Annotated in this window: 24 protein-coding genes; 13 read left to right on the top strand and 11 right to left on the bottom strand. The window is 71.8% G+C overall.

The window, feature by feature from the left end; genetic code table 11:
• Positions 1 to 18 precede the first annotated feature (18 nt).
• Both ACWENQ_RS19195 and ACWENQ_RS19190 read right to left on the bottom strand, forming a co-directional pair.
• A complete protein-coding gene (locus ACWENQ_RS19195; RefSeq protein WP_449922165.1) occupies positions 19 to 1,083 on the bottom strand; it encodes an SWIM zinc finger family protein in 1,065 nt (354 codons plus the stop codon).
• A complete protein-coding gene (locus tag ACWENQ_RS19190) occupies positions 1,080 to 3,665 on the bottom strand; it encodes a DEAD/DEAH box helicase (protein ID WP_452415404.1) in 2,586 nt (861 codons plus the stop codon). Before ACWENQ_RS19190 ends, ACWENQ_RS19195 begins: the two co-directional genes overlap by 4 nt.
• Before the next feature lie 102 nt (positions 3,666 to 3,767).
• Here ACWENQ_RS19190 and ACWENQ_RS19185 point away from each other — a divergent pair, with 102 nt between their 5' ends.
• Genes ACWENQ_RS19185 through ACWENQ_RS19175 form a run of 3 tightly spaced genes read left to right on the top strand, consistent with a single transcriptional unit; the run spans position 3,768 to position 6,071 of the window.
• A complete protein-coding gene (locus tag ACWENQ_RS19185; protein ID WP_452415403.1) occupies positions 3,768 to 4,403 on the top strand; it encodes a DedA family protein in 636 nt (211 codons plus the stop codon).
• Entirely contained in the window at positions 4,387 to 5,439 is a 1,053-nt protein-coding gene (locus ACWENQ_RS19180) for a sensor histidine kinase (protein ID WP_449922169.1), read from the top strand. Before ACWENQ_RS19185 ends, ACWENQ_RS19180 begins: the two co-directional genes overlap by 17 nt.
• Complete coding sequence (locus tag ACWENQ_RS19175) at positions 5,430 to 6,071, top strand: response regulator (protein WP_452415401.1); 642 nt, start codon at positions 5,430 to 5,432, stop codon at positions 6,069 to 6,071. The genes ACWENQ_RS19180 and ACWENQ_RS19175 overlap by 10 nt, the downstream gene beginning before the upstream one ends.
• Positions 6,072 to 6,267: 196 nt before the next feature.
• Here the strand turns inward: ACWENQ_RS19175 and ACWENQ_RS19170 are convergent, their stop codons facing one another.
• Both ACWENQ_RS19170 and ACWENQ_RS19165 read right to left on the bottom strand, forming a co-directional pair.
• Entirely contained in the window at positions 6,268 to 7,311 is a 1,044-nt protein-coding gene (locus ACWENQ_RS19170; protein WP_452415399.1) for a glycerophosphodiester phosphodiesterase, read from the bottom strand.
• Positions 7,312 to 7,521: 210 nt separating this feature from the next.
• Positions 7,522 to 7,824, bottom strand: coding sequence for a pirin family protein (locus ACWENQ_RS19165; protein ID WP_449922819.1), 303 nt, complete (start codon positions 7,822 to 7,824; stop codon positions 7,522 to 7,524).
• A 62-nt stretch (positions 7,825 to 7,886) separates the two neighbouring features.
• Between ACWENQ_RS19165 and ACWENQ_RS19160 the strand changes: the two genes are divergently transcribed.
• Complete coding sequence (locus ACWENQ_RS19160) at positions 7,887 to 8,456, top strand: TetR/AcrR family transcriptional regulator (protein ID WP_449922173.1); 570 nt, start codon at positions 7,887 to 7,889, stop codon at positions 8,454 to 8,456.
• A gap of 124 nt (positions 8,457 to 8,580) precedes the next feature.
• Here ACWENQ_RS19160 and ACWENQ_RS19155 read toward each other — a convergent pair whose 3' ends face one another.
• Positions 8,581 to 9,003: a hypothetical protein gene (locus ACWENQ_RS19155; RefSeq protein ID WP_449922175.1), complete on the bottom strand. Its 423-nt coding sequence runs from the start codon at positions 9,001 to 9,003 to the stop codon at positions 8,581 to 8,583.
• Between the two features lie 484 nt (positions 9,004 to 9,487).
• Here ACWENQ_RS19155 and ACWENQ_RS19150 point away from each other — a divergent pair, with 484 nt between their 5' ends.
• The gene (locus ACWENQ_RS19150) at positions 9,488 to 10,531 is read left to right on the top strand and encodes a winged helix DNA-binding domain-containing protein (RefSeq protein ID WP_452415398.1); all 1,044 of its coding nucleotides are present in this window, start codon (positions 9,488 to 9,490) and stop codon (positions 10,529 to 10,531) included.
• Here ACWENQ_RS19150 and ACWENQ_RS19145 read toward each other — a convergent pair.
• The gene (locus ACWENQ_RS19145) at positions 10,518 to 11,000 is read right to left on the bottom strand and encodes a hypothetical protein (protein WP_452415396.1); all 483 of its coding nucleotides are present in this window, start codon (positions 10,998 to 11,000) and stop codon (positions 10,518 to 10,520) included. The genes ACWENQ_RS19150 and ACWENQ_RS19145 overlap by 14 nt on opposite strands.
• Here ACWENQ_RS19145 and ACWENQ_RS19140 point away from each other — a divergent pair.
• Positions 10,999 to 11,445, top strand: a complete 447-nt coding sequence (locus ACWENQ_RS19140; RefSeq protein ID WP_452415394.1) for an SRPBCC family protein — start codon at positions 10,999 to 11,001, stop codon at positions 11,443 to 11,445. The two genes, ACWENQ_RS19145 and ACWENQ_RS19140, sit on opposite strands and share 2 nt — an antisense overlap.
• A 219-nt stretch (positions 11,446 to 11,664) precedes the next feature.
• On the opposite strand, the gene ACWENQ_RS19135 is transcribed toward ACWENQ_RS19140, so the two are convergent.
• Positions 11,665 to 12,303, bottom strand: a complete 639-nt coding sequence (locus ACWENQ_RS19135) for a DsbA family oxidoreductase (protein WP_449922180.1) — start codon at positions 12,301 to 12,303, stop codon at positions 11,665 to 11,667.
• A gap of 83 nt (positions 12,304 to 12,386) precedes the next feature.
• Complete coding sequence (locus ACWENQ_RS19130) at positions 12,387 to 13,076, bottom strand: CTP synthase C-terminal region-related (seleno)protein (protein WP_449922182.1); 690 nt, start codon at positions 13,074 to 13,076, stop codon at positions 12,387 to 12,389.
• Between the two features lie 357 nt (positions 13,077 to 13,433).
• Between ACWENQ_RS19130 and ACWENQ_RS19125 the strand changes: the two genes are divergently transcribed.
• Both ACWENQ_RS19125 and ACWENQ_RS19120 read left to right on the top strand, forming a co-directional pair.
• On the top strand, positions 13,434 to 15,359 hold the full coding sequence (locus ACWENQ_RS19125) for a PQQ-binding-like beta-propeller repeat protein (RefSeq protein WP_452415393.1): 1,926 nt from the start codon (positions 13,434 to 13,436) through the stop codon (positions 15,357 to 15,359).
• Positions 15,360 to 15,361: 2 nt separating this feature from the next.
• Positions 15,362 to 16,213, top strand: coding sequence for a LysR family transcriptional regulator (locus tag ACWENQ_RS19120; RefSeq protein WP_452415391.1), 852 nt, complete (start codon positions 15,362 to 15,364; stop codon positions 16,211 to 16,213).
• A 3-nt stretch (positions 16,214 to 16,216) separates the two neighbouring features.
• On the opposite strand, the gene ACWENQ_RS19115 is transcribed toward ACWENQ_RS19120, so the two are convergent.
• Entirely contained in the window at positions 16,217 to 16,684 is a 468-nt protein-coding gene (locus tag ACWENQ_RS19115; protein ID WP_449922186.1) for a MarR family transcriptional regulator, read from the bottom strand.
• Between the two features lie 49 nt (positions 16,685 to 16,733).
• On the opposite strand from ACWENQ_RS19115, the gene pip reads away from it, so the two are divergent.
• Complete coding sequence (pip, locus tag ACWENQ_RS19110; protein ID WP_452415390.1) at positions 16,734 to 17,681, top strand: prolyl aminopeptidase; 948 nt, start codon at positions 16,734 to 16,736, stop codon at positions 17,679 to 17,681.
• A gap of 94 nt (positions 17,682 to 17,775) precedes the next feature.
• Positions 17,776 to 18,729, top strand: a complete 954-nt coding sequence (locus ACWENQ_RS19105; RefSeq protein ID WP_452415389.1) for a membrane protein — start codon at positions 17,776 to 17,778, stop codon at positions 18,727 to 18,729.
• A 41-nt stretch (positions 18,730 to 18,770) separates the two neighbouring features.
• Here ACWENQ_RS19105 and ACWENQ_RS19100 read toward each other — a convergent pair whose 3' ends face one another.
• Entirely contained in the window at positions 18,771 to 19,049 is a 279-nt protein-coding gene (locus tag ACWENQ_RS19100; protein ID WP_354918704.1) for a DUF6401 family natural product biosynthesis protein, read from the bottom strand.
• 125 nt (positions 19,050 to 19,174) lie between these two features.
• Between ACWENQ_RS19100 and ACWENQ_RS19095 the strand changes: the two genes are divergently transcribed.
• The 3 genes from ACWENQ_RS19095 to ACWENQ_RS19085 are packed head-to-tail and all read left to right on the top strand — an operon-like array spanning position 19,175 to position 21,646.
• A complete protein-coding gene (locus ACWENQ_RS19095; protein WP_452415387.1) occupies positions 19,175 to 20,077 on the top strand; it encodes an ABC transporter ATP-binding protein in 903 nt (300 codons plus the stop codon).
• A complete protein-coding gene (locus ACWENQ_RS19090; protein ID WP_449922191.1) occupies positions 20,074 to 20,856 on the top strand; it encodes an ABC transporter permease in 783 nt (260 codons plus the stop codon). The genes ACWENQ_RS19095 and ACWENQ_RS19090 overlap by 4 nt, the downstream gene beginning before the upstream one ends.
• Entirely contained in the window at positions 20,849 to 21,646 is a 798-nt protein-coding gene (locus ACWENQ_RS19085) for an ABC transporter permease (protein WP_449922193.1), read from the top strand. The genes ACWENQ_RS19090 and ACWENQ_RS19085 overlap by 8 nt, the downstream gene beginning before the upstream one ends.
• A 330-nt stretch (positions 21,647 to 21,976) precedes the next feature.
• Here the strand turns inward: ACWENQ_RS19085 and ACWENQ_RS19080 are convergent, their stop codons facing one another.
• Positions 21,977 to 23,068, bottom strand: coding sequence for an ABC transporter permease (locus ACWENQ_RS19080; RefSeq protein WP_449922194.1), 1,092 nt, complete (start codon positions 23,066 to 23,068; stop codon positions 21,977 to 21,979).

Raw genomic sequence — 23,068 nt, 5'->3', positions numbered from 1 at the left:
ACCGGACACCGTGCGAGGTCAGTCGGCGGCCTGGGTGGCGGCCAGCGCGGCGGCGGGGTCGGGTTCGGGCGGGCCGGCGGGGAACCAGTCGCCGTCCGCGTCGACGAATGGGTACCAGCGGCCGTCCCTGCCGTAGCGGACCTGAGCGCCGCCGAGGGTCCACCGGTTGCGGACCGCCGCGAAGCCGGGCAGGTCACGTCGCGCGCGGGCGACGGCCTGCCGGGGCGGTGTCCACGTCGTGGCGAGCGTGTCGAGGGCGGCGGCGCCGCCGTACCGCCATGACCGGACGGCGGCCGGGCTGCCGATGTCGAGGTCGTGGGTGGCGGCCAGCCGTACCCGGTCCTGGAACTCGGTGAGCACCGCGGCGGCCCCCGACACCAGCAGCTCGCGGGCGCGCAGCGCCGCGTCGGCGGCCAGCACCCGCAGCGCAGCGGGGTCGATGCCCGGCGCGGGCTCCACCTCCAGGGGCTCCGGGGCGGGCAGCGCGTCGAGCGGCTCGGCGGTCGCGAAGGACGGCAGCGGCGGGATGCCGTGCGCGTAGGCCTCGGCGACGGGGGTGCCGGTCGGCGCGGTGGCCCGCTGGAGCGAGGCGATCAGGTCGTCCTTGTCGAGGCCGCGCATCAGCATCAGCAGGAACGGGTCGCGGTCGAGCAGCCACGAGGCCTGGTAGCACAGCGCGGCGGCGTGCTTGCACGGGTGCCCCCAGTCGGGGCAGTCGCACTCGGGCTCGAGGTCGCCGACTCCAGGAAGGAGCTCCACCAGGTCGTACGGCAGGTCGCCGTCGAGCAGCGCGGCCAGATGGCCCGCCTTGGCGGCGATCTGCTCGACGAATCCCGCCGCCACGGGTGCCACGTGCACGACCGCGGCGTACTCGCCTTCGGCCATCGCGGCGAGCCGGCCGGAGCTGACGGTGATGGGGCCGAGCTGGCCGGTCTTGGCGTAGGCGCGGCCCTTGGCGAGCAGGGTGTGGTCGAGCGAGGTGTCCTCCAGCGCCTTGAGCCAGGCCCTGCCCCACCACGAGGTGGCGAAGCGGGCGCCGGCGCGCTGCGGGGCGAAGGCGGGGAATCCCTTGGCGGCGGTCATCGCAGCTCCACGAGGTTGAGCAGGTCCGCGTCGGTCAGTTCGGTGAAGTCGTTGGACAGCACGGCCTCGGCCAGCGACCGCTTGGTCTCCAGCATGGTCGCGATCCGGTCCTCGACGGTGCCCTCGGCGATGAGCCGGTGCACCTGGACGGGCCTGGTCTGGCCGATGCGGTAGGCCCGGTCGGTGGCCTGGTCCTCGACGGCGGGGTTCCACCAGCGGTCGAAGTGGATGACGTGGTCGGCGCGGGTGAGGTTGAGCCCGGTGCCCGCGGCCTTGAGCGAGAGCAGGAAGACGGGGGCCTCGCCGTCCTGGAAGCGCCTGACCATCTCCTCCCGCCGGGCCACGGAGGTGCCGCCGTGAAGCAGCTGGGTGGCGATGCCCCTTGCGGCGAGGAAACGCTCCAGGAGCCGGGCCATGGTGACGTACTGGGTGAAGACCAGCACCGCGCCGTCCTCGGCGAGGATGGTCTCCAGCAGCTCTTCGAGGAGCTCGAGCTTGCCCGAGCGGCCGTCCAGCACGGGGTCCTTCTCGTGCAGGAACTGGGCGGGATGGTTGCAGATCTGTTTGAGGCTCGTCAGCAGCTTGACGATGAGGCCGCGCCTGGCCATGCCGTCGGCCGCCGCGATGGAGGCCATCAGCTCGCGCACCGTCGCCTCGTAGAGCCCGGCCTGCTCCCTGGTGAGCGAGACGGGCCGGTCGGTCTCGGTCTTGGGCGGCAGCTCGGGCGCGATGCCGGGATCGGACTTGCGGCGGCGCAGCAGGAAGGGCGCGACCAGGCGGCCGAGCCGTTCGGGCCGCGGCTCCCAGCGCGTACGGAAGCGCGCGAGCGGGCCGAGCAGCCCCGGCGTGGTCCAGTCGAGGATCGCCCACAGCTCCGACAGCGTGTTCTCCACCGGCGTGCCGGTCAGCGCGACGCGCGCGGCCGAGGGGATCTCGCGCAGCGCCTTGGCGGTGCCCGATCGGTGGTTCTTGACGTGCTGGGCTTCGTCGGCCACGACCAGGTCCCAGGTGTGCTCGGCGAGCACGGCGGCGTCGACGCGCATGGTGCCGTAGGTGGTGAGCACGAACCCGGTGTCGGCCAGCGTGCGCTGGGCGCCGTGGTAGCGGCGGACCGGGACGCCGGGGGCGAACCTGGCGATCTCCCGCTCCCAGTTGCCCAGCAGCGAGGCGGGGCAGACGACCAGCGTCGGCCCGCTGTTCCTGTGCAGGTGGAGCGCGATCAGCGTGATCGTCTTGCCCAGGCCCATGTCGTCGGCCAGGCAGCCGCCGAGACCCAGGGAGGTCATCTGGGCCAGCCACCGCAGGCCCGCCAGCTGGTAGTCGCGCAGCGTCGCGGCCAGCCCTTCGGGCGGGTCGACGGGATCGGCGACCAGCCTGCCGCGCAGCTCCTCCAGCACCGGACCGGGGGAGACCGCCACCTCCTCGTCCTCCACCAGCGCCGTGCCGGTGAGGGCGGCACCGAGGGCCTCGATGCCGGTGAGCGGTTTCATCTCCCGGTTCCTGGCCTTGCGGGCCAGCTCGGGGTCGATGAGCACCCACTGGTCGCGCAGCCGTACGACGGGGCGGTGGGCCTCGGCCAGCCGGTCCATCTCGGCTTCGGTCAGCTCGTCGTCGCCCAGCCGCAGCCGCCAGTCGAAGCGGAACAGCCCGCTGGACTCGCCGCCGACGACCGCTCTCGCGCTGACGCCGCGCACCAGGTCGCGTGGCCAGTGCACGTCGATGCCGGTGGCCGCGCCGGACAGCAGGCCGGACACCTCCTCGTCGGACAGCTCGAGCTCGTCGGGAACCTCGGCGTCGAGCAGCCGCTCCAGCGGCGGCCACCGCCGGGCCGCCCTGCGCAGCTCGACCACCGCGTCGACCTTGGCGCGGGGGCCGAGCCCCTGGTCGCGGCCCGCCCAGAGCTCGGCGGCGTCCACGACCAGCGCGGGGTCGGCGATGCCGTGCAGCTGTACGACCGCGCGGAAGGCGGCGTGGTCGGCGCCGGCGGTCTCCACCCGCAGCGACAGCCGTACGCCGGGGTCGGCCGCCCATGCCCTCAGCTGTGGCGTCTTGACCGGCTTGGCGGCCGAGTAGGCGGGCACGCCCACCGCGCGCACGGCGCCTGGGGAGCGGGGCATGCCGTCGGCGACGGCGTCGAGGAAGGCGCGGACCAGGCCCTCGGCGTCGGGCAGCAGGCCCGGGGCCGACGGCAGGGGGACGGCCCGCGCCGTGGCGGGCATCGCGTCGGCCAGCTCCCTGACCTTGGCCAGGTCGGCGGCGTCCAGGGGGCCGGCCCGCCACGCGGCGTGGTCGCCCGCGCTCACGCCGGGCCTGATACGACCCTTGGCGACGATCTGGAGCGCCAGTAGCGCCACGGCACCCCAGAACCGGGTGGCGGGGTCGGCACTCTGGTCGGTGCGGGCCCTGCTGAGCAGCGCGACCGCCTCGGTGACGGGAACGCGGGTGACCGGAGTTTCACGAGGCCCTTCCGGCTCCGCGATCGTGACTCTCTCGTCGCCCGCCGGGTCGAGGAAGGCCACGGTTGCTGCCCTGGGCGGGTCGCCCGGTTCGAAGACGGCCGCGTGCCGAAGGAGTTCCCGCATAGCCGTACAGCGTACCGTACGGCGTAGCTGTGGTTTACCACAGCCGCATTTCGGCAGTTGCCCTCATTCTGGGCATATTCGATCACTCATAGGCTCTGAGGCATGACTGCTGAGAACGGAATCGCCGGTTGGGCGACAGGCCTCATGGAGACCCTTGGCGCGCCCGGCGCGGGCATCGCCATCGCGCTGGAGAACCTCTTCCCCCCGCTGCCGAGCGAGGTGATCCTCCCGCTGGCCGGGTTCACCGCGGCACAGGGCGGCATGGGCCTGATCGAGGCGCTGGTGTGGACGACGGCAGGCTCGGTCGTCGGCGCGCTCGCGCTCTACCTGGTCGGCGCGCTGCTCGGCAGGGACAGGGTGGCCGCGATCGCCCGACGGCTGCCGCTGGTGAAGGTCTCCGACATCGAGAAGACCGAGGAATGGTTCGCCAAGCACGGCGTGAAAACGGTGTTCTTCGGGCGGATGATCCCCATCTTCCGCAGCATGATCTCCATCCCGGCCGGGGTCGAGCGGATGCCGCTGGGCGTCTTCCTGGCGTTCACCACGCTCGGCAGCGCGATCTGGAACACGATCTTCGTGCTGGCGGGCTACGTCCTCGGGGAGAACTGGTCGCTCGTCGAGGGCTACGTCGGCATCGGCACCAACCTTGTCATCGGCGCGGTGGTGCTCGCCGTGCTCGTCTTCGTCGGCGTACGGCTGGCCGAGCGGCGCAAGGGCCGGCATGCGAGTCGTCGCTAAGGTCACGCTGGGAGCGCTGAGCGCCGTCGCCGAGCTGATCGCGCTCCCCGTGCTCGCCCACCCCCGCATGGGCGCCGCGCTCGCCCGGGTCGCGGCGACGGAGGCGCGCAGGCTGGACGTGCGGGTGGGCGACTTCTCGCGCGGTCAGGCCCTGCGTTTCCTGGCCCTGCGGCTGCCCCTCGGAATCCTCGGCGGCATCGTCGTCGCCCTGCTCGTCATCGGCCTCGACGTGGGAATCCAGGTGCTGTGGGCCTGGGGCCACGGCGAGGCGTTCGACGGCATGCGCATGACCCCCGGCCTGCTGGCCTACTTCCTGGTCGCGGGACTGGTGCTGCTCTTCCTCGACCTGTCGGGCCTCGTGGGCGTGCAGGCCGTCGAACGGCGGCTCGCCCTGCGCACCCTCGGCCCGCACTCCACCGAGGCGCTCGAACGCAGGATCGCCGAGCTGGCCGAGACCCGCGCCGGCGTCCTGACCGCCGTGGACGCCGAGCGCCGCCGCATCGAGCGGGACCTGCACGACGGTCTGCAGCAGCGGCTCGTCGCGCTGGCCATGGTGATCGGCAGGGCCCGCCGCGGACGCCCCGAACTGCTGGCGCAGGCGCACGAGGAGGCCCAGCAGGCCCTCGCGGAGCTGCGCGAGGTGGCCTGGCGGGTCTACCCGAGCGGTCTCGACGCCCTCGGCCTGGGCGAGGCGCTGGCCGCCGTCGCCGACCGCTCGGCCGTACCGGTGAAGGTGACCTGCGAGCTCGACCGGCGGCCACCGCGCGCGGTGGAGACGGCCGCCTACTTCGTGGTGTGCGAGGCGGTCACCAACGCGGCCAAGCACGCCGAGGCGGACCTGATCACCGTCGACGTGCGCGCCGATGGGACAATCATCGCCGTGAACATCGAGGACGACGGCAAGGGCGACGCCGACCCGGCGGGCGGCGGACTGTCCGGCCTGGCGCGCAGGGTCGCCGCGCTCGACGGCTCCTTCGCCGTCTCCAGCCCCGCCGGCGGGCCCACCGTGATCCGGGCGGAGCTGCCATGCGGGTGATGCTCGCCGACGACTCCACGCTGCTGCGCGAGGGCCTGGCCAGGCTGCTGGCCGAGGAGGGACACGACGTCGTCGCCGCGGTCGGCGACGGCGCCGCCCTCGTCACGGCGGTCGAGGCCGACCGGCCCGACATCGTGGTGGTGGACGTGCGCATGCCGCCCAACCACACCGACGAGGGGCTGCGCGCCGCACTGGAGATCAGGCACCGCTGGCCGGAGGTCAAGGTGCTGGTGCTGTCGCAGTACGTGGAGAAGAAGTACGCCACCGAGCTGATGACCGGCGACGTGTCCGGCGTCGGCTACCTGCTGAAGGACAGGGTGGCCCAGGTCGCCGACTTCCTCGACGCCCTCGAGCGCGTCGGCGCCGGAGGCGCGGCCTTCGACCCCGAGGTGGTACGGCAGCTGCTGGCCCGCACGACCCAGACCGACCCGCTGACCAGGCTGACCCCGCGCGAGCGCGAGGTGCTCGAGCACATGGCGCAGGGCTACACCAACGCCTCCATCGCCGAGGCGCTGTACGTGTCGCAGAGCGCGGTCGAGAAACATGTCAACGCGGTCTTCGACAAGCTCGGCCTGTCCCACACCACCGGCTACAGCCGCCGCGTCCTGGCGGTGCTGCGCTTCCTGTCCTGAGGGCAGACAAGGTCAAGGTCTGCACGTCCGCCACCACGGCCGGTTCGCCTCCATCGAAGGCGAACCGGCCGACTGAGACCGGCTGCCCTCCTGCAGGAGTGCCGTCCTTGGCTCCGGCGATTCAGCCTCACCCGTGGCGAGGGCGCGGGCCGGTTCGTTCGCCCCGCGCGACTGTCAGGCTCTCGCCGCGAGTTCATCACGGCTTGGGTCGGTATTGCTTGGGCAGCTTGAAGCCACGCTCGGCCATGATCTGCCGCAGCCGGTCCGGGTAGTCGGTGATGATCCCGTCCACCCCGTCGTCGACGAGCTTGTTCAAGGTGGGCTCGTCGTCGACGGTCCATGGAATCACCTTGATGCCCAGACCGTGCGCCTGATCCACCATCTCCCTGGTGACGTACGGCTGGTAGCCCGGGTCCGTCACCTTTCCGTTCTGCGGGAACCCGTGCACCGGCGAAAAGGCGTCAGCGCCGAACGACTTGATCGCCTTGAGCGGGTCCCCGCCGAAATCGTCGATGTCGATGCCACCAAGCCAGGGTGAGGCCCCCGGCTTCCCGGTCTGCAGGAAGTCGCGGTTGGTCAGGGCCACGATCGGCAGCCGCGGCTCGACCTCGCGCACCCGCATCAACGCGCCCCAGTCGAAACTCTGGATGGTGACCTGCCGCATGAGCCCGGCCCGCCGGATCTCCGCCAGCGTCACCTGCACGAACTGCTCCCTCGGCGCCGTCTCATGCGGCGCGCCGGCCTCGACCTTGGTCTCGACATTGAGCATGACGCGACGCGCGCGATAGCGCTCCACCAGCTCGAACACCTCGCGCAGGGTCGCCATCCTGGCACCGGGAACCGGCCGCTGGCCTGGGAACTCCGGCAGCGTCATGGAGCCGCAGTCCATCGTCCTGACCTGCTCGAGGGTCAGCGTGTTGATGTACTTGCCGACGTAGGGGAACTCGGGATCGCCCGGCACGGCAGGCGCGGTATCCCTGCACTTCCTGTTGCTGATCCTCCGGTCGTGAGTGACGACCGCCTGGCCGTCCTCGGTGATCTGCACGTCGAGCTCCAACGTGCTGACACCCAGCTCGAGCGCGTTGGCGAACGCGGGCAGAGTGGCCTCCACCACCAGCCCCAGCCCGCCTCGGTGAGCCTGCAAGTCGAAGGGGCGCCTGTCCGCGTCGGCCGCCCCGGGCAACGCCGCGAGCGCGGCACTGAAGATCGTGGCAACCGTGACCACGCGCGATCTGCTCATGGGCCACGAGTATCGACGATCACCGAGGCGGCCGGCCGTACGGGAGGTGATCGTGAGACGAAGGTTCGGTGAGGAGCCGTGCCGCTCAAAACCGGCTCATCGTGACTTTCGGCGTTCGCATGAGCGCCTGCCGGAGCCGCGGTCGTCGCTGGTACCGGCCAGCGGATCGCCATTGCGACCGCCGCCCGTTGCCGGCGAGCCCCGCAGTACTCAGGTGACGATCTCCAGGTCCTGGTGTGGGTGCGTCGCGAAGCCGGTGCCAGGGGGAAGCGTCTCGTCGTTGTGCGCGAGCAGGAACCCGAACCCGACGTCCGCCGGGTCGTCGTGCGGCCCGAACGAGAACGAGCGCCGAGACTCCAGCCAGTCATCCGTGGTCGCGAACCGGTCGCCCGCCCCCCCGCGGCCTGCTGCGCGCCGCCCACCAGGCCGGGAGCGCTGTCGGTGAAGTCTTGGGAAAGGTGAGACGCTTGGTCTCGTTCCTGGAGCGGGCGACGAAGGACGCGTGGATGTCAGTCACGCCCGGTGAGCGGTGTCATGGGCGGGGAGACCCGCTGAGTGAGCGAGGAAGGCGGCAGATGCCACGCGCGGGAGTCACCGCGGAGCGCCTGACCCGGGCGGCGGCGGACCTGGCCGACGAGATCGGCTTCCAGAACGTGACCGTCTCGGCGCTCGCCCGCGGGTTCGGCGTCCAGCCCGCAGCGCTGTACACGCACATCAAGGACGCGCAGGACCTGCGGGTACGGGTGGCCGAGCTGGCCCTGACGGAGCTCGCCGACAGGGTCGGCGCCGCGCTGGCCGGCCGCGCGGGCAAGGACGCGCTGGTGGCCTTCGCCAACGCCTACCGGGACTACGCGAAGGAACATCCGGGAAGGTACGCCGCGGCCCAGATCGAGCTCGACCCGGAGACCTCGGCCACCCGCGCGGCAGCCCGGCACGCGCAGATGACGCGGGCGATGCTGCGCGGTTACGACCTGTCGGACCCCGACCAGACGGACGCGGTACGGATGCTGCACAGCACGCTCCACGGATACGTGTCCCTGGAGACCTCGGGCCGGTTCGACCGCCACCCGCGCGCGGTGGACACCTCGTGGTCCAGAACCCTGGACGCCCTCGACGTCGCCCTCAGACACTGGCCTTCGGCCTGACACCCCACCGCCCCCTTGCCCCTTCCACGGCACCGGTGCACGGTCGGCAGGCGCGCTGGACAGGCGCAGGCGCTCGCTCCGGCGGTGACGAACGTGACCGGGGCCGGCGTCGAGGCCCTTGCGCTCACCGCTGGTCGCTCGCCTCCGTTCGCACGATCCGGAGATCCCGACAAGGCGCCAGGAAGCTCTCGACGTACCACCCCAGATCGACGAACTCGGGCACGCGCGCGAAGGTGCGGTACTCCAGCAGGGGAATCAGCGAGACCGACGCCCTGTCCTCGTGGAACATCACGTTCGCGAAGAAGCCGCCGTCGGGCAGCCTGGCGGTCACGCCTACCGTTTCTCCGGCCTCGTAGGAGGCCCGCATCTCGCGTCTCGCCTCGGCCAGGCCTTCCAGCGGCAGATCCTTCCAGTCGAAGCCGACCATGTACCAGACGGAGTCTTCGTCACGGAGGAACTCCCAGCCCGCCCGGGCGAGCCGGTCGAGGATTTCCTCGAAGTCCACGTCGCGCTCGAACTGCAGGCTGATGATGACGTCGCGGCTCATGTTTCCTCGGCCAGTTCGTGGACCGCCCATCACGATCACCGAGAGTCTTGCCGGTGGCCTGCGTCTCCCGCAACCGCCGGGCGAGGCCACACCCGGCCGGCGGTTGAGGCCACGCCCGGCACGACCCCCGGGTCCATTCTTCGACGCCGACCACATTCCCGGCCCAGACCCCGGCCGCTCCCGGTTCGCTGTCCGCGTGCCAAGGCCCGATGACGCCTCTCGGTTGCGTCGCGCGAACACCTCGGACCCGGCGGCTCACGCCACGTCCAGTCCGACCCCAGGTGGCCGGCCTGCGTCACCGAGCGCACCGCTCAAGATGTTCAGTCGAACGCAGGGCTTCGGAGGCGTCAACACTGAGGGGACCCGCTCACACAGTTGCCTGCCTTTCGCCGTGTCCTGGCCGGCCCCCCGATCGAAGCGCGGGTGTCACCGTCGGCCGGTCGCGGCTGATGGAATGTCGGTGGCTCGCCCTAGGGTGGGTGCCGTGATCAGCCAGCGGGCGCTCAACCGCGCCACCCTTGCCAGGCAGCTGCTCCTGCGCCGGCATGCGATGAACCCCATGGAGGTCATCGAGCACCTGGTCGGACTGCAGGCCCAGGCGCCCCTCCCGCCCTACTTCGGGCTCTGGTCGCGCATGGCGAGCTTCCAGCCGCAGGAGCTGTCGGAGCTGCTGGTCAGCCGGCAGGTCGTGCGCATCACGCTCATGCGCGGCACCGTCCACCTGGTCAGCGCCCGCGACTGCCTGGCCATCAGGCCGCTCATCCAGCCCATGCTCACCCGTGCCCTGGCGGCCAGGCGGGTCGACGGCGTCGACCGCGACGCCGTCGTGGCGGCCGGCCGGGCGCTGCTGACCGAGCGGCCGCTGTCGGTGAAGGCCATGACCCCGTTGCTGGCCGAGCGCTTCCCCGACGCCGCGCCCGGCGACCTGCCGGTGATCCTTCGGTCTCTGCTGCCCATGGTCCAGGTGCCGCCGCGCGGGGTGTGGGGCAGGGCGGGCGATGCCGTCCTGACCCCGGTGGAGGCATGGCTGGGCCGTGACCTCGACCCCGAGCCCGCGCTCGACCAGCTGTTACGGCGCTACCTGGCCGCGTTCGGCCCGGCCACGGTGGCCGACATGCAGGCCTGGTCGGGGCTCACCGGGTTGCGCGCGGCCGCCGCCCGGCTCGACCTGGTCGATCTGGGCGGCGGCGTGCTGGACCTGCCCGACGCGCCGCGCCCCGAGGAGGACACCCCGGCCCCCGTGCGCCTGGTCGCCCCCTTCGACAACCTCGTGCTCGGCCACGCCGACCGCACCAGGGTCATCTCCGACGAGCACCGCAAGCGCGTCATCACGATCAACGGCCAGGTCCACGGCACCGTCCTGGTCGACGGCTACGTCCACGGCATCTGGAAGCGTGACAAGGCCGCGGTCACCGTCTCGCCGTTCGGGCCGCTGACCGCTGCCCAGCGCGAGGAGATCGAGGCCGAGGCCGTCGCGCTCCTCGCCTTCGCCGAGCCGGGCAAGCCGCCCGCCGTCAGCTTCGACTGAGCGGCTGCCCACCGGTGATCCGCAAGCGAGTCAGCGGTCGCTGGCGAAACCGGCTGCCCCGCGGGTCCCGCACGCCGGCCACTGGTCGCCAGAGGGCGCCGAAGAACGCCTTGATGTCGGCGGCCGGCAGGTCAGGCTGCTCCAACGCGGCGAAGTGGCCGCCCCTCACGATCCACGCCAGCTGGCCCAGCGGCGCGTCGTGCAGGCCGTACGCGAGGGTCGGCGGTCTGGTGGCCTGGATCCGCAGGTAGCCCGCGCCGCACTCGAACACGTCGTACTCGGCCAGGCGCTGCCGGTCCGCCTGATCGGGACGCTCGGCGTGGAGTCCGAGGTGCCCGAGCCGCCGGAGCTGCCCGCCGCGCTGGCCGAGCTGGCCGGCTGCTGCGCGGCGCACCCCCGAGCGTCCCGCCGCCCCCAGGCCGCGCGGGCGTCCCGCCGGGCGTCGCGTCGCCCGTAGAGTAGGGATCATGTCGACCCGTATGGCCGTCGCCGTGCCGACGACGGTGCCTGCCGAGCGCCTGTTCCAGGTGCTCACCGACTGGCCGCGGCACCGGGAGTGGATGGCCCTCACCACCGCCCGCGCCGTCTCGGGTGACGGCCATGGCGTGGGCGCTGAGCTGGCCGCCTTCACCGGGCTCTGGCGGGTGGGCTTCCTCGACACGATGGTCGTCACCCGGTGGGAGCCGCCCACGACGGTCGCGGTCAGGCACACGGGCCGGCTGGTACGCGGCACGGGCGTCTTCAGGATCGTCGGCGGCCGGCTCGTCTGGGCCGAGGAGCTGTCGCTTCCGCTCGGTGCGCTGGTGCGCCCGGTGGCCAGGGCGTTCATGCGGTGGTCGCTGCTGCGTCTGGTCCGGCTGGCCCAGCGATCACGCCCTGTGACCGGCCCTCCCGGGCGGAACGGCACGACCTAGCCGCCGGCCGCCGCACCAAGACCCGCGCCTGACCGCGCACCTCCCGCCGGGACCGAGGGCCGGGCCCCGGTGACTCGCCCGTCGAGCAGGCCCGTGCCTGCGAACCGGCGTGCCCGGGAATCCGCGACCGAGCCCCGGAGAATGGCACCGTCGAGCAGACCCGTCCCGGCGAACCGGTGCGTCCGGGAAGAGGCGGCGGCCCCGCCGCACGACCTCGCCCTACCCGCGAACCGTCTCGCGTGCCAGGCCCCGCTCCAGCAGTTCGCGCAGAACGGCGGGCGGCTGGACGCCGGAGAAGCGCGGCGCGCCGTCGATCACCAGGGTGGGGACCCCCGTGACGCCCAGCTCGGCGGCGCGGCGCTCGTCGGCCCTGACCTCTGCGGCGTAGGCGTCGCCGGCGAGCATCTCCCGCACCTCGTCCGCGTCCAGCCCGGTCTCCACGCCCAGGTGTTCCAGCACCGTGTGGTCGGCCACGTTGCGTCCTTCGGTGTGGTAGGCGCGGAACAGCCGCTCCATCGCCTGGTCGGCCAGGCCGTGGCGGGCGGCCAGGTGGCTGAGCCGGTGGGCGTCGAAGGTGTTGACCGGGCGGGCGGCGTGCAGGTCGAGGTCCAGCCCTTCCGCGGCGCCGACGGCCCTGATCCTGGCGGCTCTGGCGGGCGCCTGCTCGCCCCACCACTCGACCAGCGCCTCGGCGGCCGACTGGCCGGGCGTCCGGCTCGCGTCGGGCGCCAGCTCGAAGCTCCGCCAGACGATCTCCAGCCGGTCGCGTTCGGCCATGTCCGCCAGCGCCGCCGCGACGCGTCTCCTGCCGATGTAGCACCAGGGGCACAGCACGTCGACGTAGATCTCGACTCGCATGACCATCCTCTCGTCAGCACCGGGATGACTCCACGGGATGGATGCGATCCTGCAACCTCAACCGCGCTTGAGATCAAGCGCGATCAGCGCACCGCCACCTTGGCACGGCTGACGGCGGTGGCGAAGGCGGTGATGACCGGGTGCGGCCGGGAGCCGTCGCCGTGCAGTTCGGGCTGGAAGAGGGTGGCCAGAAAGAACGGGTGGCCGGGGATCTCGGCCACCCTGATCGCGCCGTCGTCGGCCCGTCCGGTGAACCTCAGCCCGCCGTCGACGAGGCGCTGCTCGTAGTCGGCGTTCAGCCCGTAGGAGCAGTTGTAGCGCTCGACGGTGGTGGACGAGCCCATGATCTGCTCGACGAGGGAGCCGGGGGCCAGCCGTACCAGGCCTTCGTGGCCGGCCAGGGAGCATTCCAGCGGCAGCAGCAGGAAGTCGCGGGCGGCGGGGTCGTTCTCGGCGTGGGCCACGTCAAGGCCGAGAACGCCTCTGGCGTACTCCAGCATGGCGTGCTGGAAGCCGCCGCAGGTGCCGAGGAAGGGGATGCCGTGCACGCGCGCGGTGCGCGCGGCGTTGAGCGCGCCTTCCTCGCTGCGGTATGGGCTGCCGGGTGGAACCCAGATGCCGTCGAAGCCCTCCAGGTCGGTGGCGTCGGGCGTGGGAATCCAGTACGCGTCGAGCGCCAGCCCCTCCCGCTCGCGCAGCGACTGGAGGATCTGAGGGATGCGGGCGTGCGAGCGGACGCTGGGTGACCGGTCTCCGACCAGGGCGATTCTCATGCCCCCCATCCTGTCGAGCGAGGGTGGTTAAGCGCCAACGATGATTCCTGGTGGGCCCATAAGCATTCCTGATGTGTGCGCGTATGTGATCGTGACAGGCCTTGCTCGATCGATTCCGTGCATGGTACGAATGGGCCCAATATCGGCCCGGCCCGTAATGGCGGGCCTCGCTGTGCTCGGTTCCAGAGAGGAACACGACATGCGCCTCGCCTTGGTCGACCTCCACGATCACCGAGCCGGTCCCGGTCGCCCAGAGCCTCGACGGCCTGGCCACCGACGACCCCGGCACCCCCTCTTACAAGATCGTCGGAAGGCTGTACCGCCATGCCTTCTGAGCACCACACGAGAGGCACATCGATGAGAAGGACACGGTTCGCCGCCGCGCTGGCGACGGCCCTGGTCGTCGCCCTGTCGGGCGTGCCCGCCCCGGCCGCCGCCGCGCCGGTGGTCGAGGACCTGGGCCCCGCGTCGGAGGTCACCTCCATCAGCGCGGCCGAGTTCGTCGGGGACCGGCTCTACCTGGGCACCGGCGGCATCGCGCCGACACGGATCGGCGCCTACGACCCCGCCCGGCGCACGGTGACCTCGGTGACCGAGCTGCCGACGGGTGAGGGTACCTGGGCCGCGGCGGCCGTCGGCACCGACCTGTACGTCGGCACCTACACCCCCGGCGACATCCACAAGGTCGACACGCGCACCGGCACGGCCACGAAGGTCGCCGACGTCAAGCCTGACCCCTTCATCTGGTGCCTGGACGCCGCCCCCGACGGCAAGATCTACGCGGGCACCTACCCGCGCGGGCGGGTGGTCGAATACGACCCGGCCACCGGCCAGACCCGTGACTTCGGCCAGGTCGTGCCGGGCGAGCAGTACGTGCGCAGCATCGCCGTCGACGAGACCACCATCTACGCGGGCGTGGGCGCGAAGGCGCATCTCGTCGCCATCGACCGGGCCACCGGCGCCAAGCGCGAGATCCTGCCGGCCGAGCTGGCCGACCGCACCTTCGTCGCCACGCTGGCGCTGGAGGGCGGCCTGCTGGCCGCCGGGCTGTCGGCGACGGGCGACCTCATGCTGATGGAGACCGCCGACCCGTCCCGCCACACGCTGGTGGACGCCCCTGGCGACTCCTACGTCACCGCCATCGGCATCGACGCGCCCAACAACGACGTCTACTTCGGCACCAGGCCGTCGGGGACGCTCTACCGCTACGACCGTGACACCGCGAAGCTCGACAGGCTGGCGGTGCCGTACGACGGGGCGGCGTTCAACCGCGTCTTCGTCGGTGGCGGCAAGGTGACGGGCGTGCTCACCAGCTCGGTCGTCGAGTACGACCTGGCCACGGGCGAGCTGACCGGGGTCGACCTCACGCAGGCCGGCATGCCGCCGGCGCCGGAGCTGCCGATGGCCGTCACCGCCACCCGTGAGCAGGTGCTGGTCAGCGGCAAGGCGGGCATCCAGGTGCACGACCTGGCCGGTGGCGCGAGCACGCGCACCTTCCTGCCGGGCGAGGCCAAGGCGATGACGGTCGTCGGCAAGCAGGTCTACCTGTCGGTCTACACGCTGGCCTACCTGTTCGGGATGCGGCCCGACGGCACCGAGCTCAGGCGCCTGACCCGGGTGGGCGAGGAGCAGAACCGCCCGCTGGACGCCCACTACGACCCGCTCTCCGGGCGGCTGCTGGTCGGCACCCAGCCGGAGTACGGCCTGCACGGCGGCGCCCTGGCCCTCTACGACCCGCGCCGCGACACGATCGAGACCTTCAGGAACGTCGTCAGGAACCAGTCCGTCCGCTCGGTCACCAGCATGCTCGGCACCGCCTACGTCGCCAGTGAGATCGCCGGCGGCCTCGGCACCACCCCGGTGGAGAAGGAGGCCCAGTTGGCCGCCTTCGACCTGCGGACCAAGCGGGTCCGCTGGTCGCTGGTGCCGGTACAGGGCGCCACGTCGATCTCCGACCTCGTCGCCCACCGCGGCAAGCTGTACGGCGTCGCCGACACCGGCGTGCTGTTCGAGTTCGACCCGTGGCGCAGGGAGGTGACCCGCACCGTCCAGGTGCCGCTGAGCGCGGCGCGCAGCGGCACGCTCGTGGAGACGCACGGCCGCCTCTACGGCACCGACGGCAGGACGATCTACCGGCTGGACCCGTCGGCCATGACGATCTCCACCGTGGTCGACGGGCTGGACGCGCAGGCCTACGGCACCCAGCCGCTGCTGGCAGCCGCGCCCGACGGCCGTGCCCTGTACGCGCTGCGCACGAGGAACCTGGTGCGCGTCACACTCTAGGGATGGACCCGCACCTGCTCAGGACTCTGGTCGCCGTCGCCCGCAGGGGGTCGTTCTCGGCGGCGGCCGAGGAGCTCGGCTACACCCAGTCGGCGGTCTCCCAGCAGATCGCCACGCTGGAGGCCGATCTCGGCATGCCGTTGCTGCACCGCCGTCCGGTCGCGCCGACCGAGGCGGGCGTCCGGCTGCTGGAGCACGCGGGCCCGCTGCTGCTGCGCGTGGAGGCGGCGCGCGCGGACGTGCGCCGCGCGGCGGCCGGGCCCGCCCGCCGGCTGGCGGTGTCCGCCTCGCCGCTGGCCGTCACTGCCTCGATCGCCGTACGGCTGGCGCGTGCCCGCGCCGCCCACCCCCGCCTCGACCTCACGCTGGCCACCGTCGACCGCGACACCGTGGCGGCCGACGTCGCCGCCGGGCGCGCCGATCTGGGGATGATCGACGGCATCGCCGCGCCCAGCGACCCGTTGCGCCTGCCGGACGTCGGCCCGCTGACCGCGGTGGGCATCGCGGAGGAGGACCTGGTCGTCGCCCTCCCGTCGGACCATCCGCTCGCCGGCCGACCGGGCCTGCGGCTGGCGGACCTGGTCGACGCGGTGTGGCTGCAGACCACGCTGTGCCCGCTCGAGCGGCTGCGCGACCTGCTGGGCGACGGCTTCCGCCCCGGCCTGGCCTACACCGGCGACGACGTGCACACCGTGCGCAACCTGGTCGAGGCGGGACACGGCCTGACTTTGCTGCCCGCCTCGGCCGGCCGGGGTGTCCCCGTGCTCGCGCCCCGCCTCACCCACCGGGTCGAGCTGCTGCACGGCGCGCTGCCTCCGGGCCCGGCCGCCGACGTCGCGGCCGCTCTCCGCTGAGCGTCAGCGGCGCCGGGCGGCCGCGCCGGTCCGCTCCCGCATCGGACGGCGGCGCAGCGCCTCCAGCGCCTCGTCGACCAGGCGGGTGAGCGGGTAGGGGAGTTCGGCCTCGAGTTCGGCCACGGCGGCGTCGGTCGCCAGCCGTTCCTCGTCCATCGCGGGCAGCAGCGCCTCGGCCTTCGGGGTGAGGTGGACGATCCGCTGGCGGGCGTCGGCGCCGGGGGAGAGGCCGACCAGTTCCTCCCTGGCCAGCTGGGCGACGGTCTGGCTGGCGGCCGAGTGGGTGACGCCGATGGCGCGGGCCAGGTCGCGGATGGAGCTCGGACCCTCGAGGGCGAGTTGCCGGAGGACCGGCGCGTAGCGGGGGCGGAAGCCGTCCAGGCCGAGCTGGGGGTAGAGCGCCGTCACGCCGTCGTCGAGCAGGTCGAGCAGCAGGCGCAGGCGCGTGCCGAGCACCTCGCGTGGTTCCATGGCCCTAATATAACAGTGCTGTTGTATTTTCTGACGGAAAGGACCCGGCATGTATCCCCCCATCGAGCCCTACGACCACGGCCACCTCGACACCGGCGACGGCCACCTCGTCTACTGGGAGGTCTGCGGCAACCCCGAGGGGAAACCCGCGCTCGTCGTCCACGGCGGGCCAGGCTCGGGCTGCACGCCCGGCCATCGCCGCACCTTCGACCCGGAACGCTACAAGATCATCCTGTTCGACCAGCGCAACTGCGGCCGGAGCCTGCCGCACGCCGCCGACCCGGCCACGGACCTGACCACCAACACCACCCACCATCTCATCGCGGACATGGAGCGGCTGCGCGAGCATCTCGGCGTCGACCGATGGCTGCTGTACGGCGGTTCGTGGGGCTCGACGCTCATGCTGGCCTACGCCGAGGCGTACCCGGAGCGCGTCTCGGAGATGGTCATCGTCGCGGTGACGACGACCCGCCGCTCCGAGACCGACTGGCTCTACAAGGGCGTGGGCGCGTTCTTCCCCGAGCAGTGGCAGCGCTTCAGGGAGGGCGTACCGGAGGCCGACCGCGACGGCGACCTGCTGTCGGCCTACGCGCGGCTGATGGCCGACCCCGACCCCGACGTGCGGGCCAAGGCCACCAACGACTGGGCCACATGGGAGGACACAGTGATCTCCCTGGAGACCAACGGCAAGCCGAACGCCTACAGCGACCGGCCCCCCGCCGAGCTGGCGGCGTTCACCAGGATCTGCGCGCACTACTTCGCCAATGACGCCTGGCTGGAGGAGGGCGTCCTCCTGCGTGAGGCGCACCGGCTGGCCGGGATCCCGGGCGTGCTCATCCACGGCCGCTTCGACCTGGGGTCGCCGCTGGGGACCGCGTGGGAACTGGCCCAGGCGTGGCCCGACGCCAGGCTCGTGGTGGTCGACGACTCCGGGCACACCGGCAGCGACACCATGCGTGAGGAGATTCTCGCGGCGGTAGCCGGCTTCGCCCGCTGACGCCGGGCGTCACCGCAGGTCGCGCATAGTCACCAGGTAAAGGGGCAGGGGTCCCGTGCCAGGCTGGACAAGGCTGGAGGGGGGAACCTGAGCCATGAATCCTGACGATTGGAGAAGAGGGCTGGTCGACGCCTGGACGGCGACCGCCAGCTTCGTTCCCAAGTTCGTCGCGTTCCTGGTGATCCTGCTGGTCGGCTGGGTTATCGCCAAGCTGCTGTACAAGATCGTCGACAAGGGGCTGACGCGCATCGGGTTCGACCGCTGGGTCGAGCGCGGCGGCGTCGGCCGGATGATGGAACGCAGCCGCTACGACGCGTCGGACCTCATCGCCAAGCTCGTGTACTACGCGGTGCTGCTGATCACGTTGCAGATCTCGTTCTCGGTGTTCGGGCCGAACCCGATCAGCGCGCTCCTCGGCGGCGTGGTGGCCTGGCTGCCCAAGGCCGCGGTCGCGATCATCATCATCGTCGTGGCCACGGCGATCGCCAGGGCGGTCAAGGACGTCGTCAGCGCCGCGCTGGGCGGCCTGTCGTACGGCAGCCTGCTCGCCACGATCGCGCAGGTGTTCATCATCGCCCTCGGCGTGATCGCCGCGCTCAACCAGATCGAGATCGCCACCACGGTCACCATGCCGGTGCTGATCGCGTTCCTGGCGGCGGTGGCCGGCGTCCTGATCGTCGGCCTCGGCGGCGGCTTGGTCAAACCGATGCAGCAGCGCTGGGAGGCGTGGCTGAGCAGGGCCGAGGCGGAGACCAACGCCATCCGCACCGAGACGGCGGCCTACGACCGCGGACGCCGGGACGCCATGGCGGGGGCGGAGGCACCCGCGACCGCTCCGGCCCCGGCGCGGGCCGGAGCGCCGGGATCGGCCCAGCCGGCACAGGGCGGCGGCTACCAGTCACGTCCGGGCGAGGCCGGGGGCTACGAGTCACGCCCAGGCGAGGCCGGGGGTTACCCGCCACGGCCGGGCGAGGCCGGCGGCTACGAGTCACGCCCTGGTGAGGCCGGCGGTTACCGGCCAGGCCCCGGTGAGCCGCCGCCGAGGTGAGCCGGTGCCCGCGCCCTCCCGACGAGATGGACGGAGAAGCGTCAGGTCGCGGGGGAGAGCATCAGGCACACCGCGCTCATCCGCAGCGTGGCGAAGTCGAGAGGGTGGCCGGGCTCGGGGGCCCGCCACCCTTTCTCGTGCGCGCCGTCCCAGAAGCCGATCAGGTAGCTGAGCAGTGCCGTGTGGCCCACCTGCTCGCCGATGGAGCGGATGGCGTGCCGTACGGCGGCGACGTGCTGGTCGAGGAGCGCCCCCACGCCGGGATGTTCGGCGGGCAATGCGAGCACCCAATGCGCGAAATCCGCTCGGATCCGCTCCACCCATGCAAGATCAGACACCAGACGCCTCGAAGTCGTTTGCCGCAACGTTACCCTGCAACCATAAACGGCGACGCGCACAGAAAGTAATTTGCCGACTGCCGCACATGTCTGAAAGAAATTGACGGGTGATCCGCGTCGAGAAGTTGACCAAGATCTTCCGTCGCCCGCGCACGTTCGGCGGACCCTTCGGCGCCCTGCGCACGCTGGTGACCCGCCAGTACGACGAGCGCACCGCCGTCGACGACATCAGCTTCGACATCGCCGAGGGCGAGGTCGTCGGCTACCTGGGCCCCAACGGCGCCGGCAAGTCCACCACCGTCAAGATGCTGACCGGGATCCTCACCCCCACCAGCGGCGTCGTCGAGGTCGCCGGCCGGGTGCCGTGGCGCGACCGCCACGCCAACGCCCGCGCCGTCGGCGTGGTCTTCGGCCAGCGCAGCCAGCTGTGGTGGGACCTGCCGCTGATCGAGTCGCTGCGCCTGGTCGGCGACCTGTACGACGTGCCCGCCGCGCGCTTCACCGCGTCGATGAAGAGGATGCGCGACCTGCTCGGGCTCGACGACTTCCTGGCCACCCCCGTCCGCCAGCTCAGCCTGGGCCAGCGCATGCGCGGCGACCTGGCCGCCGCCATGCTGTACGAGCCGCCCATCCTCTACCTCGACGAGCCGACCGTCGGGCTCGACGTGCTGGCCAAGCAGGCCGTACGCGAGTTCATCCTCGACACCAACCGGGCCGGCCGCACCACCGTCCTGCTGACCACGCACGACCTGGCCGACGTCGAGGCACTGTGCAAGCGGATCATCCTCATCGACAAGGGCCGGGTGCTCTACGACGGCGGCATCGAGGACCTGGTCGGCGCCTACGCGCCACCCCGCAGGCTGGTGGTGCACACCGACGACGGCAGCCACACCTACGAGCTCACCGAGGGACTGAAGGTCCCCGACCTGCTGGCCAACCACGCCGTCCGCGACCTGTCGATCGAGGAGCCCGACCTGGAGAGCGTGATCAAGAGGATCTACGCCGCATGATCCGGTCCTTACGCGGCATGGCCCGCATCGGCCTGCGCTTCCAGTTCGCCTATCGCAGCGAGGTCGTCCTGACGTCGCTGACGCTGATCGCGCAGGTGTTCCTGCTGCGGATGGTGTGGACCGCGGTGTACGGCGAGCGCAGGCAGGCCGCCGATCTCACGCTGGAGCAGCTGCTGGCCTACCTCACCCTGGCCAACCTGCAGACGTTCGCCACGATGCCGGTCATCACGCGCCTCGCCCACTTCCGGATCCGCACCGGCACGGTGTTCTTCGACCTGGCCAGGCCCGTCGGCTACCTTCCGCAGATGGCCGCCTTCCAGGCCGGCCACACCGCGGGCGCGCTGCTGCTGCTCTCCCCGGTCGTGCCGGTGGTGCTGCTGGTCGGCTCGATCACCCCCACCTCGCACGCGCTGCCGTACGCGGTGACCTTGGCCCTCGGGTACGTCATCGGCCTGCTCATGGCGCTGCTGATCTGCCTGATCGGCTTCTGGACGATGGAGACCGGCGCGATCTCGCTGCTGTATCGCCTGGTCAGCCAGTTCTTCGCGGGCACGATGGTCCCGCTCTCGTTCTTCCCCGGGGCGCTGGGCGTGCTGGCGGACGCGCTGCCGTTCAAGTACCTGGGCTACGTCCCGGCCGCCATCTACGTCGGCCGGCTGTCCTCCGCCGAGATCGCCCGCGCGCTGCTGGTGGAGCTGGCGTGGATCGCGGCGCTGTGGGCGCTGCTGTGGGCGCTGTGGCGGCTCGCGCACCGCAGGGTGGTGATCAACGGTGGCTGAGCTCACCCGCACGCTGCGCCTGTACTGGCGGCTGCAGCGCGCCGCCATGCGCGGCGCCATGCAGTACCGGCTCAACACCGTCATCGGCATCCTCACCGGCGCGGTCTACCAGGGCAGCGGCTTCGCCTTCATCTGGGTGATCATGCACACCTTCCCCAGCATGGCCGGCTGGAGCCTGCCCCAGATCGCCTTCCTGTACGGCATGCGCCTGACCGCCCACGCGCTGTGCATGCTGCCGCTCAGCAGCCTCATCGGCATCGACTGGCTGGTCCGCGAGGGCGAGTTCGACAGGATCCTGCTGCGCCCGCTCAACCCGCTCGTCCAGGTGATGGCCAAGCGGATGGGGGTGGGCCAGCTCGGCGACCTGCTGGTCGGCGTCGTCCTGCTGGCCGTCGCGGGCGGTGCCGCCGGCATCGCCTGGACGCCCGGCCTGCTCGCCTTCTGCGCGGCCGCCGTCGTCGGCGGCGCGCTGGTGGAGGCGGCCTTCTTCCTCGCCCTGTCGTCGACGGCGCTGCGGATGCTCGACACCTTCGCGCTGCGGGTCTTCGTCGACGACGTCTTCAGCCGGTTCGGCTCCTATCCGATGAGCGTCTTCGGCGGCGTCACCCAGTGGGTGCTGACGTTCGTGCTGCCGGTCGCGTTCGTCGCGTACGTGCCGGCGACCGTCGTGCTGGGCAAGGCCGTCATGCCGCTGGCCTACGCCAGCCCCCTGCTGGGCGTCGCGCTGTTCGCGGTGGCCTACCGGATCTGGGCGGGGCAGCTGCGCCACTATCAGAGCGTCGGCGCCTGACCCAAGCCGGTCCGGGGAGGTCGGCAGGGGTGACCGGAGCGGGGCACGCGGGGACGCCGCCGTTCGTTCCGGCAAGTCAGCCGTGCCCGTCCAGGTCATGCCGGTCGGGGACAGCAGCCCGTTCCGTACGGCAGGCCGTGCCGCGGAAGGGGCTGCTGTTCAGGCCTTGATGGTGTCGGTTCGGCGCAGTCGCCATCCGGCCAGCGCGGTGAGCGAGATGCAGGACTTCTACGCCTACATGCTCGACGAGCTGGTCCCGCTGATCGACAGATGGCGGCAGCGCCATGCCGCCGGCGCCCGCTGACCGCCGACCGGGAGCGCAGGCCGTCGTCAACCGCCGCTGGTCGCCGACCGCCTGGTGTTCAGCTGGTCGAACCCGACCGCGACCAGGATGAGCACACCGATGGCGATCTGGAGGTAGAAGGCGTTGATCGCCAGCAGGTTGCCACCGTTGTTGAGCACTCCCATGATCAGTGCTCCGGTGAAGGCGCCGATGGCGCTGCCCTTCGCGCCGAACAGGCTCGCGCCGCCGATGACACAGGCGGCGATCGCGCTCAGTTCGAAGCCCGTGCCCGCGGTGGGGATGCCCGCTCCCAGCCGGGAGGCGAGCAGCACCCCGCCGAGACCGGCCAGCATGCCTGAGATCATGTAGACCGAGACCGTCACCAGGCGCACGGGCACACCCGCGAGGCGGGCCGACTCGGGATTCGAGCCGACGGCGTAGATGTAGCGGCCGAAGACCGTCCGGGTGAGCACGAACCACATCACGGCGGTGACCGCGAGGGCGATGATGAGAAGGTTGGGAATGCCCAGGACGGTGCCGTTGGCGATCGCCTGGAACGACTCCGGCACGCCCTGAATGGTCTGGGCGTCGGTGCTGAGCAACACCATTCCACGGGCGATGCCGAGCATGCCCAGGGTCGCGATGAACGGTGGCAGCAGGGCACGGGTCACCAGCAGACCGTTGACGATCCCGAGAGCGGTGCCGATCCCCACGCCGAGCAGGATCGACGGCAGGATCGGCATGCCGGCGACCAGGAGCTGCGCGGTGGTGGCGCCGGTCAGGCCCAGGACCGACCCGACCGACAGGTCGATCCCGGCGGTCAGGATGACCAGGAGCTCGCCGACCGCGATGATCCCGAAGATCGCGACCTGCCGGGCGAGGTTGGCCAGGTTGTTGGCGGTGAGGAACTCGTCGCTGGCGAGCGTGAGGGCACCGACCGCCACGAGCAGCACGACGAGGCCGCCGCTCTCTCGTCCTGCGATGTCGCCCAGCGTGACGACCCGTCGCCGGGGCTCGGCCACCTGCTCGGGCGCCTCCCTGGCCTTCGGCACCGTCGCCAGCCCGGGTTCCGCACCCCCGGGCGGCCTGTTGACGATCGTCGTGGTCTCGATCGGCTCACGCCAGATCAGCTTCGGCAT

The sequence above is a fragment of the Nonomuraea sp. NPDC004354 genome (genome assembly GCF_053602555.1).
This window is presented reverse-complemented; position numbering and strand designations above follow the sequence as displayed.